This window comes from Bifidobacterium porcinum, assembly GCF_055378475.1.
The window spans coordinates 263923-283471 of record NZ_AP029603.1; the positions used below are offsets into that span (position 1 = coordinate 263923).

At 61.8% G+C, this 19549-nt stretch carries 15 protein-coding genes and 2 tRNA genes; 11 read left to right on the top strand and 6 right to left on the bottom strand.

Features of this window, described 5'->3' with window-relative positions:
• Window positions 1-16 precede the first annotated feature (16 nt).
• Together ACZ41G_RS01000 and ACZ41G_RS01005 are read right to left on the bottom strand one after the other, a co-directional pair.
• Window positions 17-1075, bottom strand: a complete 1059-nt coding sequence (locus ACZ41G_RS01000; protein WP_464145434.1) for a LacI family DNA-binding transcriptional regulator — start codon at window positions 1073-1075, stop codon at window positions 17-19.
• A gap of 317 nt (window positions 1076-1392) precedes the next feature.
• On the bottom strand, window positions 1393-1656 hold the full coding sequence (locus ACZ41G_RS01005; protein WP_033506677.1) for an HPr family phosphocarrier protein: 264 nt from the start codon (window positions 1654-1656) through the stop codon (window positions 1393-1395).
• 265 nt (window positions 1657-1921) lie between these two features.
• Here ACZ41G_RS01005 and ptsP point away from each other — a divergent pair, with 265 nt between their 5' ends.
• The 4 genes from ptsP to ACZ41G_RS01025 all read left to right on the top strand — a co-directional run bounded on the left by ptsP (window position 1922) and on the right by ACZ41G_RS01025 (window position 8142).
• Window positions 1922-3571, top strand: coding sequence for a phosphoenolpyruvate--protein phosphotransferase (ptsP, locus tag ACZ41G_RS01010; RefSeq protein WP_033506679.1), 1650 nt, complete (start codon window positions 1922-1924; stop codon window positions 3569-3571).
• Window positions 3572-3764: 193 nt separating this feature from the next.
• On the top strand, window positions 3765-4316 hold the full coding sequence (locus tag ACZ41G_RS01015; RefSeq protein ID WP_464145437.1) for a YbhB/YbcL family Raf kinase inhibitor-like protein: 552 nt from the start codon (window positions 3765-3767) through the stop codon (window positions 4314-4316).
• Between the two features lie 221 nt (window positions 4317-4537).
• Window positions 4538-6151: a C69 family dipeptidase gene (locus ACZ41G_RS01020; protein WP_464145439.1), complete on the top strand. Its 1614-nt coding sequence runs from the start codon at window positions 4538-4540 to the stop codon at window positions 6149-6151.
• A 467-nt stretch (window positions 6152-6618) separates the two neighbouring features.
• Window positions 6619-8142 (top strand): formate--tetrahydrofolate ligase, encoded by a 1524-nt coding sequence (locus ACZ41G_RS01025; RefSeq protein WP_033506685.1) that lies wholly within the window; start codon window positions 6619-6621, stop codon window positions 8140-8142.
• Between the two features lie 101 nt (window positions 8143-8243).
• Here ACZ41G_RS01025 and ACZ41G_RS01030 read toward each other — a convergent pair whose 3' ends face one another.
• The gene (locus ACZ41G_RS01030; protein ID WP_033506687.1) at window positions 8244-8591 is read right to left on the bottom strand and encodes a phenylpyruvate tautomerase MIF-related protein; all 348 of its coding nucleotides are present in this window, start codon (window positions 8589-8591) and stop codon (window positions 8244-8246) included.
• Between the two features lie 153 nt (window positions 8592-8744).
• On the opposite strand from ACZ41G_RS01030, the gene ACZ41G_RS01035 reads away from it, so the two are divergent.
• Window positions 8745-9281 carry a GtrA family protein gene (locus ACZ41G_RS01035; RefSeq protein WP_321047007.1) on the top strand — a complete coding sequence of 179 codons (537 nt, stop codon included), beginning with the start codon at window positions 8745-8747 and terminating at the stop codon, window positions 9279-9281.
• Between the two features lie 75 nt (window positions 9282-9356).
• Here the strand turns inward: ACZ41G_RS01035 and ACZ41G_RS01040 are convergent, their stop codons facing one another.
• On the bottom strand, window positions 9357-10712 hold the full coding sequence (locus ACZ41G_RS01040; protein WP_464145441.1) for an MFS transporter: 1356 nt from the start codon (window positions 10710-10712) through the stop codon (window positions 9357-9359).
• A 313-nt stretch (window positions 10713-11025) separates the two neighbouring features.
• Here ACZ41G_RS01040 and ACZ41G_RS01045 point away from each other — a divergent pair, with 313 nt between their 5' ends.
• The 5 genes from ACZ41G_RS01045 to ACZ41G_RS01065 all read left to right on the top strand — a co-directional run bounded on the left by ACZ41G_RS01045 (window position 11026) and on the right by ACZ41G_RS01065 (window position 14616).
• Window positions 11026-11685, top strand: coding sequence for a histidine phosphatase family protein (locus tag ACZ41G_RS01045; RefSeq protein WP_033506691.1), 660 nt, complete (start codon window positions 11026-11028; stop codon window positions 11683-11685).
• Window positions 11686-11715: 30 nt separating this feature from the next.
• Window positions 11716-12594 (top strand): hypothetical protein, encoded by an 879-nt coding sequence (locus tag ACZ41G_RS01050; RefSeq protein ID WP_464145442.1) that lies wholly within the window; start codon window positions 11716-11718, stop codon window positions 12592-12594.
• A 70-nt stretch (window positions 12595-12664) separates the two neighbouring features.
• Window positions 12665-14200 (top strand): glutamate--tRNA ligase, encoded by a 1536-nt coding sequence (gene gltX, locus ACZ41G_RS01055; protein WP_033506693.1) that lies wholly within the window; start codon window positions 12665-12667, stop codon window positions 14198-14200.
• Between the two features lie 227 nt (window positions 14201-14427).
• Window positions 14428-14500 (top strand) — tRNA-Glu (locus ACZ41G_RS01060).
• 41 nt (window positions 14501-14541) lie between these two features.
• Window positions 14542-14616, top strand: a tRNA-Gln gene (locus ACZ41G_RS01065).
• 408 nt (window positions 14617-15024) lie between these two features.
• On the opposite strand, the gene ACZ41G_RS01070 is transcribed toward ACZ41G_RS01065, so the two are convergent.
• Both ACZ41G_RS01070 and ACZ41G_RS01075 read right to left on the bottom strand, forming a co-directional pair.
• Window positions 15025-16332, bottom strand: coding sequence for a metallophosphoesterase (locus ACZ41G_RS01070; protein WP_033506695.1), 1308 nt, complete (start codon window positions 16330-16332; stop codon window positions 15025-15027).
• Between the two features lie 742 nt (window positions 16333-17074).
• Window positions 17075-17842, bottom strand: coding sequence for an IclR family transcriptional regulator (locus ACZ41G_RS01075; protein ID WP_321047006.1), 768 nt, complete (start codon window positions 17840-17842; stop codon window positions 17075-17077).
• Between the two features lie 207 nt (window positions 17843-18049).
• Here ACZ41G_RS01075 and leuC point away from each other — a divergent pair, with 207 nt between their 5' ends.
• Entirely contained in the window at window positions 18050-19453 is a 1404-nt protein-coding gene (leuC, locus tag ACZ41G_RS01080; protein ID WP_015449793.1) for a 3-isopropylmalate dehydratase large subunit, read from the top strand.
• The last annotated feature ends 96 nt before the right edge of the window (window positions 19454-19549 follow it).

A 19549-nucleotide genomic window follows, 5' to 3' on the forward strand; every position in this document is an offset into this window, starting at 1 on the left:
GTCAACCCAAACAACGTCAATCGTCGTTGGACTCGCGGGTGGATTGTCTGGCGATGACGCGGCGGGGGAACATCACATGACGCCCGAGCCGTGCCCCCATCTCGGTGTCGGATCCGTTCGTCTGAGCGTTGGCGATAAGCCGCAGGCTCTCCGCTGCCATTTGTTGCAAAGGCGCATGCATCGAAGTCAATGCGGGCATGCTGGATGCTGCTGCCTCGTTGTCCTGCAAACTAACGACTTGAACCTGCCCGGGCACGTTGATGGACAGTTGACCAAGCGCGATGAGTACGCCAATCGCCGTGTCCGATGACGAGCAGATCAGTGCTTCGGGGGTCTGGTCCGCCCCACGGCCGGCGAACATCCGCATGGTGTCGGAGAACCCACGTTGCACGGTTCCATCGGCGATGGTGATCCACTCGCTGTCGGCGCGCACGTGCAGCAAATTGAGCGAGGATTGGAACGCGAGCAGGGTTTCCGCACCATCGCTTGAACCGACTTCATCGCTCAGATACGCGACGGACGCCGCCCCGCGTTCGACGACATGGGTGACCGCCAATTCGACGGAAGCGCCATTGTCGATGCTGACCCAATCGTGTCGCAGCAGATTCGTCGATCCCAGCAGCTGGATGATCGGCGTGTCCGCCGCGATGCCCCGGGTGAGGGATACACCGGCGCGCGGGCACGGCAGAACGATGATGCCGTCGGTGGGGTGCCCGCAGAACGCTTTGATGCGCCGATGTTGCGCTGCCGCGGTGCCGTCAATGCCAAGCAGCAGCTGCATATGCGTCGCGCTGGCCGCCTCGCTCACGGCGGTGACCACGCTTGCGGCCATCAGCGTCGAGGTCGCGGGCATGGACAGGGCGATGGTGTTGCTCACATCGCTGCGTAACGCGCTGGCGGCGCTGTTGACCGAATAGTTGAGTTCGTGGGCGGCTTTGCGCACCCGCCGCGCAATGTCGTCGTCTTTGGTTCTTCTGCCTGACAGGACGCGTGAGACGGTGGCAATCGAGACGTCGGCTAGGGCGGCGACGTTCGTGATTGAGGCGCCGTTCTGCTTGCCGTGTGATGATGCCATGTGTGCTCCCAGTCAGTGATTCCGGGAAAGCATTTGTTTTCGTAAACATGCCTTCCGCCGTGTGGATTATAGCGATTCGAGGCGTCGGCCGTGCAACCGTGTTCGCCGGGCTGCGCCCCGCCCGTGCTCCGGTGGCGGTGGTATCGGCGGTATACCCGGTGTACCCGTGCGCCGGCGTCGCGCTGATAGCAGTAAGCCGCCCCGGTTATCAACGGGACGGCTTACTTGGTTCGTGGGTGTGTGTGAGGGAGGGACATGGTCTGAATCGCCGGATTCGTCTGACTTCAGCCCCTGTTCAGCCCTAGCTTTTTCCTTGGTCAGTCCTTAATCAGGGTCGCGACGAGGTTGTCGGCGACGGCTTCCGCGTTGTCTCCGTCCACGGTGATTTCAATGGTGTCGCCCTGCTTGATGCCCAGTCCCATCACGGACAGGATGCTGCCGGCGTTGACGGCATTGCCTCCCTGCTTGGCGATGGTGACCGCGCAGCCGGAAGCGGTGGCTGCCTGTGCGAATTCAGCTGCCGGACGGGCGTGGATGCCGACTGGATCGTTGACTGTTGCGGTACGGGTTGCGGTTGCCATATGAGACACTCCTTTGCGTCATGCGGTATGTCATGCGGTATGTCATGCGGATGCTCATCGCACCCGCTGCACGCCACAACCTTGGCTGTAGCGTTCTAGCGATAATCGTATCACGTTTTTCTGAAAAATAGAAAACGTTTACCGGCGTTGCGTCGCGGATTTCTGGTATATAGTTATGCATTGCAGAAAAGAGACGCCTGCGATGGTGTGAGCGTCTCCCATACGATTTCCGCCGGCGGACGCCGGCGATACAGAAGGAGTCCCCATGGTCATCACTGGTGTTGGAATCGGTCGCGGTGTCGCTGTCGGTCCTGTTATCCGTATGGCAGCCCCGCTTCCCGAACCGGCGGACACGCCGAGGAACGCAAGTGTGAGCGCCGAAGACGAAATCGATCGCGCGATGAAGGCGCTCAATACCGTCAACGCCGATCTCAACCGCCGTGCCGAAGAAGCCGCGAACGGCGATGAGGCCACCAAGAAAGCCGCCCCGATTCTGCAAGCGATTGCCATGTTCGCCTCCGACCCGTCGTTGGCCGAATCAATCAAGAATCTCATCACCGGCGGTAAGACCGCCGAACGCGCGGTATTGGAAGGCTTCGGCCAGGTTGAGGAGATGTTCAAGGCCATCGGCGGCTACCAGGCGGAACGCGCGGCCGACCTGCATGATGTCGGCCAGCGTGTGATCGCGGATCTTATGGGTTTGCCGGCTCCGGGTGTGCCCCAGAGCGACGCGCCGTTCGTACTTGTGGCCGAGGACCTGTCCCCGGCGGACACCGCTGCGCTTGACTTGGGCAAGACCCTTGCCATCGTCACCAGTCAGGGCGGCCCGACCAGCCACACCGCCATTTTGGCGCGCGCCCGCGGCATCGTGGCCGTGGTATCCGCTCAAGGCGCCGATGACATCAAGGACGGGCAGACCGTCGTGGTCAACGCCGCGAAGAACACCGTGATTATCGACCCGAACGATGAGGAGATTGCCGAAGCGCACGAGGCGAAGGCGAATGCCGCCAAGGCCAAGGAGCTGCGCGGCAAGCCCGGGCAGACCAAGGACGGCCATCTCATCCCGCTGCTCGCCAATGTCGGCAAGCCGGAGGATGCCGACCCGGCACTCGAATACGGCGCCGAAGGCGTCGGCCTGTTCCGCACTGAATTCCTGTTCCTCGGCAACGAGGAGCCGCCGAGCGTCGAGGAGCAAACCGAGGCGTACGCCAAGCTGCTCAGCCGCTTCCCGGGCAAGAAGGTTGTGATCCGTATGCTGGACGCCGGCGCGGACAAACCGCTGCCGTTCCTGACCCCTGAGGACGAGCCGAACCCGGCGCTCGGCCTGCGCGGCTTGCGCACGCTTCGTGTGCACAAGAAGGTTCTTGAGGACCAGCTCGAGGCGATCGCCCGTGCCGACGCCCAGACCAACGCCGATTTGTGGGTGATGGTCCCGATGGTCGCCGACCAGTGGGAGGCCGACTACTTCGTCAAGCTTGGCAAGTCCAAGGGCCTGAAGAAGGTCGGTGTCATGGCCGAAGTCCCGTCGATCGCCCTGATGGCTGACAAAGTCGCCCAGGTCGCCGATTTCGTGTCAATCGGTACGAACGACCTGACCCAGTACACGCTGGCCGCCGACCGTACGCTCGGTTCTGTGGCCCACTACCAGACCGCATGGCATCCGGCGGTGTTGCGCGCCATCAAGCTGATTGCCGATGCGGGCAACGCGAACGGCATGCCGGTGGGCGTGTGCGGTGAGGCTGCGGCTGACCCGGATCTGGCGGTTGTGCTTGCAGGCATCGGCGTCAACTCGCTGTCCATGACCCCAGTCGCACTGGACGATGTGCGCGCGCAGCTCGCCTCCGTCACCTTCGAGGAGGCCAAAGAAAAGGCTGCCGCGGCACTCAACGGCGATTTCTACAAGCCGGCGGAGTGACGCTTCAGCCCGATGAGCCGAGCCCGATGAGATCAGGCTTGGCGCATCAGGTGCTACACCGGGCAATAGGGCGTATCGCCGATAAGTCGGTTCCTAGACGGTTTCGGGTCGGTTCCTACACGGGCCGGCCCGTCGTCGTATTTGGGCCTGTTGCGGTTGCGCGCACGTCATCACGATGCGCGATACTGAAGACATGAGAATTTCCGCTGATTTTACCGTTGTGCCCGATGAGTTCGCCAAGCGTGCGCCCGCCGAGAACCGTGTGGATGGCACGCCTATTGTCTCCTTCCCCTTCTATATCGACGACCTCGCACCTGACGCGATGTTCCTGCATTGGGAATTGTCCGATCCGGACTCCATTCCTGTGTGTGGTTTCGAATGGATCCACTGGGCGGTCGCCAACGTGCCGGTTGACGCGCTCATGTTTGATTTCAACGATTCGCACGCCCTGCAGATCCCGGCTGATTTCTCCCGCTCCCTGCCTTCGATGATTCCCGAGGCAGTGCAAGGGCGTACGTCGGCGGCCAGCAAGTTTGTCGGCGCGACGAACCCCGCGGTGACCATGCGTTACAACGGTCCGCAGCCGCCAGACAAGGACCATGACTACCTGCTGCAGGTGTGGGCCTCCCGCAAGGAGCTGCCTGAGCTGAATCAGGGATTCTGGTTCAACGAGATGCTGCACGACCTGCGCAAGGCGGACAGCCTGGTCGATCAGGGGGCCACTTTTTTCACTGGCCGCGCCTGAGCGACCGACCTGTCTTGTACCCCGGCGGACGGACGCCATCGCCTGTCGTATGGCCCGCGTGACACAATGCGCTTGACAGATGCAATCGATGCAACCGGTTCAATCCGGTTCCATTCGGTTCAATCGCGTGATTCCCGCGTCGGATGCCGCGAACCCATTCGTGGCTAGACCGTCGAATACGCGCGAAGGCTTGGAAATTCGGCAAAACTGAAAGGAACACCATGGCCTGCACCACGATTTTGGTAGGTAAGGACGCGAGCTATGACGGCTCGACCATCATCGCCCGCAACGAGGATTCCGCTAACGGCGAATTCAATCCGAAGCGTTTCATCGTCGTTCGTCCGAGCGAACAGCCGCGGCATTACCGCAGTGTGCTCAGCCACGTCGAAGTCGATCTTCCGGACAATCCGTTGCAATACACTGCCGTGCCGAACGCCGACACCAAGGAAGGTATCTGGGGCGAAGCGGGCGTCAACGAGGCGAACGTGGCGATGAGCGCCACCGAAACGCTGACCACCAACGAACGCGTGCTCGGCGCCGACCCGTTCGTCGAACTCACCCCGGCCAAAGGCAAGCCCGGCGAGGACGGCTACGAGCCTGAAACCCCTGGCGGCATCGGTGAGGAAGATTTCCTGACCCTTGTGCTGCCGTACATCAAAACCGCTCGCGAAGGTGTGAAGCGTCTCGGCTCGCTGCTTGAGCAGTTTGGCACGTACGAGATGAATGGCGTCGCCTTCTCCGATTCGCATGAGATCTGGTGGCTGGAAACGGTCGGCGGGCATCATTGGATCGCCAAGCGCGTGCCTGATGAGGCGTATGTGACCATGCCGAACCAGCTGGGCATTGACGAGTTCGATCTGGACGACGTTTTGGAAGATCAGGAGAGCCATATGTGCTCCGTCGATCTTGCCGAGTTCATCGAGCACAACCATCTCGACCTCGCCGTCGAATCGACCTCGCCGTTCAACCCGCGTGACGCGTTCGGATCCCATTCGGATTCCGACCACGTGTACAACACGCCGCGCGCATGGTACATGCAGCGTTTCCTCAACCCGTATGACGAGGTGTGGGACGGCAAGGACGCGGACCATACGCCGGAAAGCAACGACATCCCGTGGGCACGTCAGCCGGAGCGCAAGATCACCATCGAGGACGTGAAATACGTGCTCAGCTCGCATTATCAGGGCACCCCGTTCGATCCGTACGGACATCTGGGCGACGAACACACCCGGCATATGTACCGTACGATTGGCATCAACCGTCAGAGCCAGCTGTCGGTCATGCAGATCCGTCCGTACCGTCCGCAGTCCAACCGCGCAATCCAGTGGATTGCCTATGGTTCCAACCCGTTCAACACGCTGGTCCCGTTCTTCCCGAACGTGGACACGACCCCGAAGTACTTCGAGGACACGACTACCCGCGTGACTTCCGAGAACTTCTACTGGGAGAATCGCATTATCGCGGCGCTGTGCGATGCGGCGTTCTCCGACACCGCGAACGCTGTGGAACGCTATCAGGAGAAGACCGGCGGCATGGCCCACCGTCTGATCGCCGCGACCGACGAGCAGGTGTCCCGTCTCGGCGGTGAGAACGAGGCGAAGGCCAAGCAGCTGGAGGACGAGTTCGAAGCGGACAATCTCGATGGCGATGTGGAGCCGCTTGAGCCCGACCAGATCATCGAGGTTGTGCGCGATCAGGAGGTGCGCGACGTGCTCGCCGCCGCGAACCAGACCATGGCCGACCAGATCAAGGAAGAGACCGACAAGCTGCTCGATACCGTGCTGTACATCACCAGCATGAAGATGAAGAACGGGTTCAACCGCTCGGACAACTGAGGTGGGCTGGCGCCGGCTGGGTCGGTTGGCCGGCATCGGCAGGGCATCTGCTGAGCCAGTTGACGCCGGATAGCTTCGGCCGGGGTTGCGACATGCGCAATCCAAGCCGACCGCCGGCAATCCCGCGTATTCTCCGCATCATTCCCCGTGTCACAGACGCCAACGCGCCCGCAGCGACACGGGGAAATGTGTATCCGGCGTGTCTTTCCGGTGGTCTGCGGCGTCTGCGTGTCTTGAAAGCCCTGCTGTTTTCCGGCAGTTTGTCGCCGCATCGAGGTGTCAGTTGTCCGGACAATCGGGCATCGCTGACAGGGCCATCGATTATAGTAAAATCGTGCGCAACGCGGGCTTGCGCATGGTTTCTTGCTTGTGGCTGTAGCAGCGCGTCTACAGTGTGGACTTGCCCGACCAGACTTGCCGTCGGCGGCCGCCGACGGTGCAGTATCACCGACAGGTAAGGAGACCCCATGACCGGTATCGAGGATTACACACGCCAGTACGGCTTGGTCCGCAAGATCGATGCGTACGGCTACCTCGACTATCTCAAGACGCATCCCGAAGCGCCGCGCAAACACGGCAAAATCGTGCTCGTCACCGCTGACACGCCGCTGAAGGCATCTCGCGGTGAAGGCAAGACCACCACCACCATCGCGCTGATCGACGCGCTGCGTGCACGCGGCATCGACGCAACCGCCGTGCTGCGCCAGCCGAGCATGGGCATCACCGCAGCCGGTTCCAAGGGCGGTGCGTCCGGCGGCGGCAAGGCGTCCCTGACGCACCCGGAGCTCATCGACTGGGGTCTGTGCGGTGAAATGGCCGCGATCGAGGCGGCTCAGAACCTGCTCGTCTCCTTCGCAGAGAAGGCCGTGGACGAAGGCAAGCTCGACACCGTGCTTGTGCCGCGCGTCTCCGAGGTCCCGTCCCGTTCGCTGCGCAAGATCGTTGTCGATGCCGGCAAGAACAACGTCGCCGAGCGCGTGGTGCTCACCCCGACCTGCGAACTCATGCAAATTGTCGTGCTTTCCCGTTCGCTGGACGAAATCGCCGAGCGTGTCGCCTCGATGATCGCCGGCACGAAGGACGGCAAGCCGGTCAAGTTCGGCGAATTCATTGATTTGTGGCGTATCACCGGCATTCTGGGCGATGCCGTCAAGCCGGCCCTCACCGAGACGGTCAACGGCTCGCCGGTGTATGTGCACGGCGGTCCGTTCGCGAACGTGTCCATTGGCATCCCGACGCTCGTGTCCGTCGAACTCGCCTGCGCGCTGCATGACGTCGTCATCGTCGAAGCCGGTTATGGCGCCGACGCGGGCGCCCAGAAGTGGCTGGATATCGCCTGCCGCGAGTACGGCGCGCAATGGCCGTCCGCCGCGGTTGTGGTCACCCGTGCCACCACCTGGCGCGACGACCCAGCTTTGCAGTGGCGTTACCCGTTCCACGTGCAGCGTCTCGAAGGCTTGAACATCCCGACCTTCCCGCTGATCAACCTGTGGAGCGGCGAGGATGACCAGGTCGATTCGCTGCGCGCGACCGCGAAGGACCTGAAGTTCCGCGACCCGATTATCGGCAATCTGTTCCGCGACGGCGGTGTGGCGCTTGCCCCGCAGCTGGACGCGTTCGTTGACGTGCTGGGTGTCGGCGACGGCAAGGCTCCGGCCAGCCCGGACAGCCACAAGGGCATGCCGCTGATTGACGACATTCGTTGGGTTGCCGGCAATGCGTACGGTGTGCCCGCCGAGCGTGTCGTCAAGCGCGACGGTTTCGACGAGTCGCTGGCTGCGGCCGAGCAGCTGTGCGCTGATGCTGGATTCAGCCTGAATGATCTTGCGCTGGTCGCTGTGAAGTCCCCGGCCACCATGACCGACAACGATTCCGCACCTGCTGACGAACGTACCGTGACTCTGAAGAAGGTCGAGGTGCATGCCGGCGCCGGTCTGGTGCAGGTCAACCTGACCACCTCGCTGACCACGCCGATGCCGAAGATCGTCTGACAGCATGCAGCACATGCAGCGCATTCGACGTTGAATCGCAGGAGGCCCCGCGCACATCACGTGCGCGGGGCCTCCTGCGATCGGCGCTTGACAGGCGGATACTAGAAGTTCCCGCCGTTCCAGCCCCAGTCCGTGGTGGCGGTGTAGCGGATGTACGTGCGGTTCATCGGGATGCCGAGCTCACTGTTGAGCGCCTTCATGATCTGCTCGGTCAGCTGCTCCCACGCGCTGCGCGGCACGTCATTGCCGAACACGTTGACCTCCACGTATGCGGCGGGCTTGCTGTCGGAACCGCCGAAATAGATCGGCATATTGTCCTCGAACGGGCACATCAACCAGCTCTCGGACTTGCCGGGAACGGCGGTGATGGCCTTGCCGTACGCGGTTTTCAGAGCTTCCCGCTGGCCGGGGGTGGTGGGGATGGAGACATGGGTGTGGATAACGGGCATATGACCTCCTTGGTGGATTGGACTCGTCGTTCTCATTCTACGTGCGCGCCGGCGTCGTATCGTGTGCGTAGCGTGCGGGAAGCATACCGTACAGCGGACAGTCAGACACGGCGTGTTAAATGGAATATTGTGAAAAAACTCATCGAACAGCTTATGGGATTCGGAATTGTCGGCATCATCGCGTTCGTCATCGACTTCGGTCTGCTGAACCTGTTTGTCGGCGTCTTCCACATGCATAATGTGCTGGCTAGCACGCTGTCATTCCTGATCTCGCTGGTCTTCAACTATCTGGCGAGCATGAAATACGTGTTCAAGCACCGTGACGACATGGCGCGCTGGATGGAGATCGTGATCTTCTTCGTATCGTCCGCGATCGGCCTGTTCATCAATGACGCCATCATCTGGCTGAGCACCTACGGCATGAACAAGGACGCGATGATCACCCAGCACGCGCAATACCTGCTGCGCACGAACGGCGGCAAACTGGTCGCCACCGTGGTAGTCTCCGTATGGAATTTCGTCATCCGCAAGTGGCTGCTCGACAGCACCCATACGGACGCGTTCAACCGCATGCGCAAGCCCGAGGACCGGCTGAACGCTGAACAGCTCAAGCAGAAGCACTACAACAGTTTCGCCGGCCGTCTCGGCCGCTGGTCGCTGGAACACACCCCAGAGGGCTGGCCGAAGTAACAGCCGAAGCAACGGTTAAAGCCTGCCGCGAATCATATCGGGCGCATCTCGGCCTGGGATGCGCCCGAATCGTTGTCAGATGGTGATTTCGGTCAAGGTCGGCGTCTCGGTACTGTGCTTGATTTGCCGCAGGCCAATGAACGCGACCGCCAGCGAACCCAACGCCAGCACGGTCACCACCAGGAACCCGCCATGCGCGCCCATGCGGTCGATGGCCTGTCCGGCGATCGCCGACCCGGCGGATGAACCGATGGAGTTCATCGCACCCATCCACGCCATGCCTTCCGTGAACCGTGCCGGAGGCACCAGATGCAGCATGAGCTGGTTGCCGTTGATCCATGTCGGCGCCTGACATACGCCAATCAGCAGATAGATGATCATGATCGTCCACAGGTTGTGGGCGAACATGAACGAGCCGATACCCAGATTGACGACCGCCAGGCAGAAGTAGAAGCGCTTCCACAGCGGGATTTGCCAGTTTTTGGCGCCATAGAACAGTGCTCCGATCAGCGAGCTGAGCGAGAAGCAGGCGAACACAAAGCCCGTGTACTGCTTCATATGCTGCTCGGTGGCGAACGCGATGATCGAGATGCCTGCCGCCGACTGGAACGCACCGAGCCCGAACCAGGTGACGCATACCGCCACCAGTCCCGCACTCCAGAATGCCTGGGAGCCTGCCGTCTTGGCAGTGCAGGCGGTATCGGCGTCCGCCGCACGCAGTCGGGCGGCCTCACGTGCTTCGCGCTCGCGGTATTGCGCCCGCGTCAGGCCGGCTGCCCGGGCCAGATCGGTCTGCGAAGGTGGTTCCGTCGACCGTTCGGTCAGGAACATGAGCGCCCCGACCACCACGCATACACCGGTGAATGAGAACGCAAGCACGCCCGAAAGCACCGCAAGGGTCGAGGCGAGCGGATTGCCCACCACCCACATGCATTCGTCAAGCACGCCGGACAACGACAGCGCCCGGTTGGTGCGCTCCGCGTCGCCCTGCAGCAGACGTGTCCACCGTTTGCGGCTCATCGCGCCCCACGGTGGGATGGCGGACATGAACGGCACGATGGCATACAGCACCCATTCAGGGGCATGCGAGGTGATGGCCGTCACCAGCGACATCGAGGCGATCATCCACACGACAATGGTCGGCACCGATACCCGGCGCTGGCCGAACTGGTCGACGAGCTTGCCCAGAATCGGCGAGACGATGGCGGTCGCGATCGCCTGAATCGCTGTCAGCGCGCCGGCAAGCCCATAGTTGCCGTAATAATGCTGGACCGAAATGGTAATGGTCATGCCGACCATCGGGAACGGCATGCACGCGATGACCGAGCCGACGGCGAATCGCGCGGTGTGCGGCATGCGCAGCAGTTCGGCGTACCCGCCGAACACCCGCTGCCCGATATCCCTGATTCCTGCGGTGAAGGTATTGCCCATATGTCTGTCCTGTCTTTGCTCATGCGGCCATGTTTGTCGGTGTGGGGCCTATCGCCCGCTTGCTTCTGCTCTGTATGCCCTTGCTCTCTGATGCCTTGTGCGGTGCCTGTCATTCCTGCGTAGCCATGGTGCTGACGCCATAGTACCGTCTGCTGAACCGGTACATCTGTTGGCGTGTCGGCTCTTTCGTATGCTGCTGTCTTGCCGTCATACCCTACGCTAATCCGTGTGCGGGCATGACACGCGGTACATTGGAACCACCGAACCGCCTGCCACGCGAATCAGGCGTGGCCCAGTCACAGGAAGGCCAACCATGCCGGCAACCACCATTCATTTCATCCGTCACGGCAAGGTGTACAACCCCGACCATCTGCTGTATGAGCGTCTTCCCGGATTCCATCTGTCCAACACCGGCGCCCGCATGGTCCAGGCCACCGCCGACTACATCGCACGCAACCCGCAGATGGCCACCATCGCGGCCGTCTACTGCTCGCCGCTCGACCGCACCCGGGAAACCGCCGGCATTATCCTCGACGCACTGAACCGCACGCGCCGCGAACGCGGCGAAGAGCCACTCAAGCCGATCGCCGACGAGCGCATCATCGAGGCGGGCAACGAATTCCGCGGCACGCGCATCGGGCACGGCGAAGGGGCCCTGTGGCGCAACGGCAACTGGAAACTCGTACGCAACCTGTGGACGCCCAGCTGGGGGGAAAGCTACCGGCACATCGCCCAGCGTGTCGGCGAGTTCGCCCAGGAAAAAGTCCACCAGTACGCGGGACGCCAGATTATCGCGGTAAGCCACGAATCCCCGATCTGGTCCTACCGGCACCTGCTGGAAACCGGGCACCCCGAACACAACATGCTGTTGCGACACACCGCCCTCGCCTCCATCACCTCCATCACCTATGACAGCGATACCGGCGACGTGCTGTCCATCACCTATGTCGACCCGGCGAAAGATGTACGCTAGGGCATGGAGCGCAGGCACAAGCAAAGGAGCATGATGAGCGCAGCGGATGAACCAGGATGCACAACGGCTACGGCAACCCTAATCGGGCAGGTATCGGACATGCCCGGCGTGCTCGCCGCGGCACAGGAAGGTGCGAAGCTTGTCGCCCTCTGGCCGTTGACCAAAGCCAGCGAACTTAGCAACGACGCGAAATACGCGGAAAACCTGCAAGTCAGGCAGACCCGCGCCATGGCCGCCGCACTGACCGGCGAGCACGTCACCATAGCAGACGCGGAATACGTGTACGAAGGCGCAGAAAGCATCCCCGGACGCCCCCAGAGCATCGTGGATGCCCTGCTCGCCGCGAACGCCGCATGCGATGCGATGGCCGACTACTCGCAGACCCAAGACCCCCGGCTGCTCACCCAAGCCGGCGCCGAACTCGGCCTGTCATGGGACGACACGGTGCTTGCGTCGTGCCGCCGGTCACTTGCCGCCATCAAGACTGGGCAGAACAACGAACCCGGACCCGACCGTCGCATCTCCCGGAGTCTGGCGGCGGTAACCGTCGCCGCCGATGGCGTCCTGCACGCCATAGCGGCACCCGACATCGCCGATGTCATCGCCGTTGTTCTGGTCGCCGACGAGCTGTGCGAGACCCTCTCCATCCCCCGGCTGTTCCTCGCCGAAGACGCACTGCGGTCAGCGCATACGATATACGCCGGCGACGGGAGCGGGAGCGCGGGCGACACGGCCGTGACGCTGCCTGCGCTCGCCGGCATCCTTGCAGCGGCGGCCCGCAACGAATGGGCGAAACATACCGAAGACGTCCTGTGGAATCCAGAAGAAGCCAAACGCCAAGCCAAGGCGGATGATGAACGCCGCAACCGCGAGGCGCTCGCCGCGAAATTCTCCAAGCCCGCGCAGTGACGGCATGGTGGCGGCGCGACTTGGCGCGGCCGTGTACGCCACGTCCCTCACGCGCGGCACAATAGAGCGTATGACCGAAGCTGACAACAAAGAAAGCAAGGATACCAAGCCTGAGCTGCCGAAGGACGTGCGCGTGCGCTTCTGCCCGTCGCCGACCGGCACGCCGCATGTGGGCATGGTCCGTACCGCCCTGTTCAACTGGGCGGAGGCACGCCATACGCACGGAACCTTCGTGTTCCGTATCGAGGACACCGACGCACAGCGCGATAGTGAGGAAAGCTACAACCAGATTCTCGATGCGCTCAAGTGGCTGCATATCGACTGGGACGAGGGGATCGAAGTCGGTGGCCCGGACGGCCCGTACCGCCAGTCCGAGCGTACCCAGATTTACAAGGACGTTGCCGCCAAGCTGCTTGAGGCGGGGTACGCCTACGAGTCCTATTCGACCCCCGAGGAGATCGAGGCTCGCAACGTCGCCGCCGGGCGCCCGAAGGCCTTCGGCTACGACGGTTATGACCGAAACCTGACCGAAGAGCAGAAAGCCGCCTTCCGCGCCGAGGGCCGCAAGCCGGCGCTGCGCATTCGCATGCCCGACGAGGACATCGCTTTCGACGATCTGATCCGCGGGCGTATCGAGTTCAAGGCCGGGTCCGTGCCGGATTACGTGATCGTCCGCCCGAACGGCGACCCGCTGTATACGCTCACCAACCCGGTGGACGATGCGATGATGCGCATCAACGTCGTGCTGCGCGGTGAAGATCTGTTGAGCTCCACCCCGCGCCAGATTGTGCTGTACCGCTATCTCATCAAGCTCGGCATCGCCAAGGAAGTCCCGCTGTTCGGCCACATGCCGTACGTCATGGGCGAAGGCAAGAAGAAGCTGTCGAAGCGCGACCCGGAATCCAACCTGTTCCTGCACCGCGAGAACGGCTTCATTCCTGAGGGTCTGCTCAACTACCTCGCCCTGCTCGGCTGGTCAATCGCGCCCGACCGTGACGTGTTCTCGATGGACGAGATGATCGAGAAGTTCGATGTGCGAGACGTCAAGGCGAACCCCGCCCACTTCGACCTGGATAAGGCGATTTCGATTAACGCGGAGCATATCCGCATGCTTGAGCCGCAGGACTTCCTCAACCGTTCCGTGCCGTATCTGCACCGCGACGGTGTGGTGTCCGCCGACAGCTGGGATGCCCTGACTGATCGTGAGCGCGCGATTCTCACTGCTTCTGCGCCGCTGGTGCAGCCGCGTGTGCGCCTGCTTGGCGAGGTGTCCGGCATGGTCGGCAGCCTGCTGAGCGAGGAGCCCTACATTGAGCCCGCCGCGGATGCGCGCAAGACGCTCAAGGATTCCGCCGGCGACGTGCTTGACAAGGCGATTGCCACGCTCGAGGCCGTGGACGAGGCCGATTGGAAGGCTGAACCGCTGCATGAGACCCTGAACAAGGCGCTGATCGAGGATGCCGGTTACAAGCCGCGTCTGGCGTTCGGCCCGGTGCGTGTCGCCGTGTCTGGCCGTCGTGTATCCCCGCCGTTGTTCGAGTCGATGGAGATTATCGGCAAGCCAGTGACGGTGGCTCGCCTCAAGGGGCTGCGCGAGCATCTGTGATGGTTGCGGGCCTGGGTGCATGGGCTTGGGTGTTGTGCAGGCGGTGCCGATGGCTGAGCCTGGCGTCTAAGTCCTTGTGACAGTAGTGATAAGGCGGTCTGGAGCGTGATGTTCCAGGCCGCCTTCGCATTGCGACACGCCGATGAGGTTGGGTGATTTGCGTGGTGCGAGTATCCGCTGTATATTATTCAACTGTTGCGTCGAGAGACGTAAACAGATAACTAAACGCCCCCGTCGTCTAGCGGTCTAGGACTACGCCCTCTCACGGCGCCAACACCGGTTCAAATCCGGTCGGGGGTACGACCGACGAAGCAGTTCCAAGAGCTGCGGCGCCTGCCAATTGGGGTATGGTGTAATTGGCAACACAGGTGATTCTGGTTCATCCATTCTTGGTTCGAGTCCAGGTACCCCAGCCAACGGAAAGCCACTGCAAACGCAGTGGCTTTTTTCGTATCCACCCAGATCAATCGTCAACATGCGTGTCCGCAGCAAGCAAACCGCGAGCACAATCGTCACAACCTTCCACCGACGCTGACTGCATCGTAAGCGTCGGTGGAAGCAGGGTCACAACCTTCTGCCGACGCTGGGGGGGGGGGGTGAGCTTCGGTAGAAGCAGATGCATGCAACACGGTGTCGTCAACACGTATGCGACTGGCGTCCCCGTTCCCAAACTGTCTACGCTGAGCCCTCCGTTAGCGTAGACAGTTTGTACCAGACCACAAACTGGTGACGATGGTGGCGTCGTTGTCGTAGACAGTTTGTGTCGGGGTGCAAACCGGTGACGCTGACGAGGGTGTTTGCGCAGGCAGTTTGACAGGCAGGGTTCATTTCTTGCGTAGGGCACGACGCAGGCGACCGAGCAATCCGGGTTTGCGCAGCAGGTCCATCGACTCGCCGATCTGGTCTGTTTCGCTTGAAATGGCGAACGTATACGTCTTATGCGAGTTGGGCTTGCCGACCAGGTCGCCGAATTCCAGTAATTGCGTGCGCGGATGATACGGGTGCCGGATATCGAATTCGAACAGCCTCGCCGCCACGCGTGCAGGCGCAGGCCCATACGACCCGAATCCGCAAGTCGGAGAAGCGACCATCAATATGCCATCGACTTCACCTGCGAAACCATTGCGGTGATCATGCCCTGCACAAATCGCGAAATATCGGTCGCCGTTCGTAAGAATCGCGTATTCCCCGCTGTCGGCATCAGGACAGCTCACGCCTTCGCCCAGATAACTGCCAGGCAAGGTCTTGTCTTCGTCCAGAACATAGCTATGCCCAGAGAACACGCGATACCCTTCCACGGCGTGCGCCGCGTTCGGCGGCACCGATTTGAGCAGCCGGTAATACTGCGGGATGGGGAAATGCTGGAACACCATCATGCGAGTGTGCAGAACATCGGGCATGAGGCCAAGGAATTTCAACGCCGCGTCCGATGGCGAACCGTAACCGCCGGAACGGGCATAGTCCCCGGAATCCACCACGGCCAGCCCCAGCACGGTGCGCTTGCGGTCCACATCCATCACCGGCAGCGCGAGCGTCCCCGCCTCACACGGGTAGATGCGCTGGTCGGGGAGTCCGGAACTGGAGCGGGTGCGAGGCAAATCAGGCCGCGATGCGGTTGATTCGGCGTTGAGACACCCGGGGAACTCGCGATAGATGGCGTCCATTTCCTCGCGACTCAGTCCGCATTGACTGTCGTGGTTACCGTACGTGACCACCCACGGGATGCCACGGTCGATCAGCGGCTGGAGAAACTGCCCGATGCTCTGTCGCACCATGTCGCGCGTATGGTCGAGCTGCTCGCGGCTCGCCTCGTTCTGCCGGATACGTTCCAGCGGGGTGCGCCAGCTGCGCTTGCGGAACGTATCGGCGTAAGCGCTGTCATACCCGGCGATCTGATTGCCGGTGAAGATGACGACATCCGGTCGCGCGGCATCTGCGGCGGCAGCGATGAGACGTATCGTATCGCTGGATACCTTCGGGCCGTCCTGGATGTCGGAAAGCTGTAACACTCGGAATTTGCCGGATTCATGGAATTGCAGACGTCCCAGACGTGCGGACACCGATGTCGGACGGTGTGTGGCGTTGCGTGTTCCATGATTGGGACGGCTGTCGGGACGTTGCTTGTCGCTCATGTCATCCACACTAGTGCACGCCGGCCCGGATTGCATGCCGAGTGGCCTGTTCGGCGAGGCCCGGTTTTGCCGTGGCGGGTCACGGAACCCTGTGCCAGCTGGACGCATTTGGTCGAAATGCCCCCTGCCGTTGCCCCGGGGACGATTGCCGTCAGGCTGGATGAACCCGGGTATGAAGCTGAATGATCTGCCATGCAATTGGTAGCGCATACCCAGTGTGCTGCATCGTTGTCCCAAGCATCGGCTGGTTATATAAGAGCTACCGGCAAACGGAACCCCTTCGGAGCGAAGCAAACCGGCGAGGTTTCGTCCGAAGCCCCATAATTATAACTGAACCCTTCTTCTTCTCTTCTCTCTCCTTGGCCCCGGCGGAAACGTCGGGGCTTCTCTTTTACGCATGACAGGGCGGCAGACGCACAATGATGGACAAGAACCCGCTGACGAGATATCTGAGCATGTCTCGGCTGCAATATCGCTTGGTTGCTTCCAGCTTTTCCAAACTGGTTACGCCAACGGCCTTGTGGACATAACCAGTTTGCGAAGAATCGCGGTATCGTCCGACCACCTCGCCGGCTATCCGGCGGCGACAGTCGGTCAAAGAAAACCTTCTACCCACGCTGATGAGCGTCTCAGCGTCGGTAGAAGGTTTTCGGTGATGCCGAGGTATCGACGGACGATTGCGATTGTTGGAGACCGTCCGACCAGACGGCAGTCTCTCAGCGCTCGCTCTCAGTCTTCTCCCTCAGCGCTCGCCGCTGGCACGCAGCAAGGCTTCGGTGAGGTATTTGCCGGCGGCCATCACGAGCGGGGCGTACCGGCGGCCAGGGGCCGTGCCCATGCGGCCAGTCGGCCCGGAGATGGAAATCGCGGCGATGACTTGGCCGGAAGGGTTACGGATCGGCGCGGAGATGGAGCATACGCCGTCTTCGCGTTCGTTGGCGGATTCCGCCCATCCGCGCTTGCGTACGGCGGCAAGCTTGGCGGCGGTGAATTTCGCGTGGCGCAAGCCCTGATGCAGGCGTTCTGAATCTTCCCACGCGAGCAGGATCTGCGCGGCGGACCCGGCTTCCATGCTCAGCAGTGCCCCGACGGGGATGGAATCGCGCAGACCGCTGGCACGCTCCACAGCGGCGATGCACACGCGCTGGTCGCCCTGACGACGGTAGATTTGTGCGGATTCGCCGGTGCGGTCAAGCAGAGTCTGCAGAATCGGGCCGGATGCGGTGAGCAGGCGGTCTTCGCCAGCGGCGGCGGCGAGTTCAGCGAATCGTGATCCGAGAACGAAGCGTCCATGCTGGTCGCGGATTACGAAACGATGGCGTTCCAAAGCAATGGCCAGACGATGTGCGGTCGGTCGGGCAAGGCCCGTTTCATTGACCAGCTGGCCGAGGGTGGCAGGCCCTGATTCGAGCGCATCCAATATTTTGACCGTTTTGTCAAGTACTCCGACGCCGGAATGGATATCGCCATCAGCCTGCGGCGACTGATTCTGATCGAGGTTGGGACCCATGAAATCCTTGGTGTCAAAGCGTTCCGGTCCCACGGGGACGCGCAATGTGGAAGAAGTCATATTCCGGATTATGCCATCTCACATATCGAAACGCAAAAGCAGACACCCGTCGAAAACCGACATAGTGGAGTACAGAGGGCCATGTGGAAACGCATGGCTGAAGTAATTTTAGGGCGAAAACGTTGAAATTCCGCCAAAGGAGACAGCATGGGAACCACATTGGCCGAAAAGGTATGGGCTGACCATCTCGTACGGCAAGGCGAAAACGGCGCGCCGGATCTGATTTACATCGACTTGATGCTGATGCATGAGGTCACCAGCCCGCAGGCGTTCGAAGGGCTTCGTCTCGCGGGTCGCAAGCCGCGTCACACGGATTTGCTGATTGCGACGGAAGACCACAACACGCCGACCGTCGACATCGACCGTCCGAACCCCGACAAGACTTCCGCGCTTCAGCTGAGCACACTGGAGAAGAACTGCAAGGAATTCGGCGTCCGTCTGCACCCGCTCGGTGATGCCGACCAGGGCATCGTGCACGCTTTCGCCCCGATTCTGGGCCTCACCCAGCCGGGCATGACCATCGTGTGCGGCGATTCCCACACTTCCACGCATGGCGCGTTCGGTGCCCTCGCGTTCGGCATCGGCACCTCCGAGGTCGAACACGTGATGGCCACGCAGACGCTGTCGCTCAAGCCGTTCAAGACCATGGCCGTGAACATTGAGGGCGAACTGCCCAAGGGCGTGAGCGCCAAGGACATCATCCTCGCCATCATCGCGAAGATCGGCACCGGCGGCGGCCAAGGCCACGTCATCGAATACCGTGGCGAAGCGATTCGCAAGCTGAGCATGGACGAGCGCATGACCATTTGCAACATGTCCATCGAGGCGGGCGCCCGTGCCGGCATGATCGCCCCTGATGAGACGACCTTCGAGTACCTGAAGGGGCGTCCGCACGCGCCTGAAGGCGAGATGTGGGACAAGGCGGTTGCCTACTGGAAGACGCTCAAGACCGATGACGACGCCGTATTCGACAAGGAAGTGACGCTCAACGCCGCCGATTTGACGCCGTTCGTCACTTGGGGCACCAACCCCGGCCAGGGCGTGCCGATCACCGGCAATGTCCCCGATCCGGCCAATATCGCCGACGCTGAGCAGCGCGCAGCCGCCCAGTCCGCCATCGACTACATGGGCTTGAAGCCCGGCCAGCCGATGAAAAGCATCCCGGTGGACACGGTGTTCATCGGCTCGTGCACCAACGGCCGCATCGACGACCTGCGCACCGCGGCGAAGATTATGAAGGGCCATCACAAGGCCGATTCCATCCACCGCGTGCTCGTGGTGCCTGCATCCTCCCGTGTGCGGCTTGAGGCCGAGCGCGAAGGGCTTGACAAGATCTTCAAGGATTTCGGCGCGGAATGGCGCAACGCCGGTTGCTCGATGTGCTTGGGCATGAACCCGGACAAGCTGGTGCCGGGCGAGCGTTCGATTTCCACTTCGAACCGCAACTTCGAGGGACGCCAAGGCAAGGGGTCGCGTACGCATCTGGCGTCGCCCGCCGTTGCCGCCGCAACGGCGATCCGTGGCACGATTTCCAGCCCCGAGGACCTGTAAACCGCAATCCCACGCCAAACAGGCTGAACAACTTAAGACGCATAAACGCGCAATCCGGCCGCTGACAACACGCCCGCGGCCGGTGAAGGCCGGCAG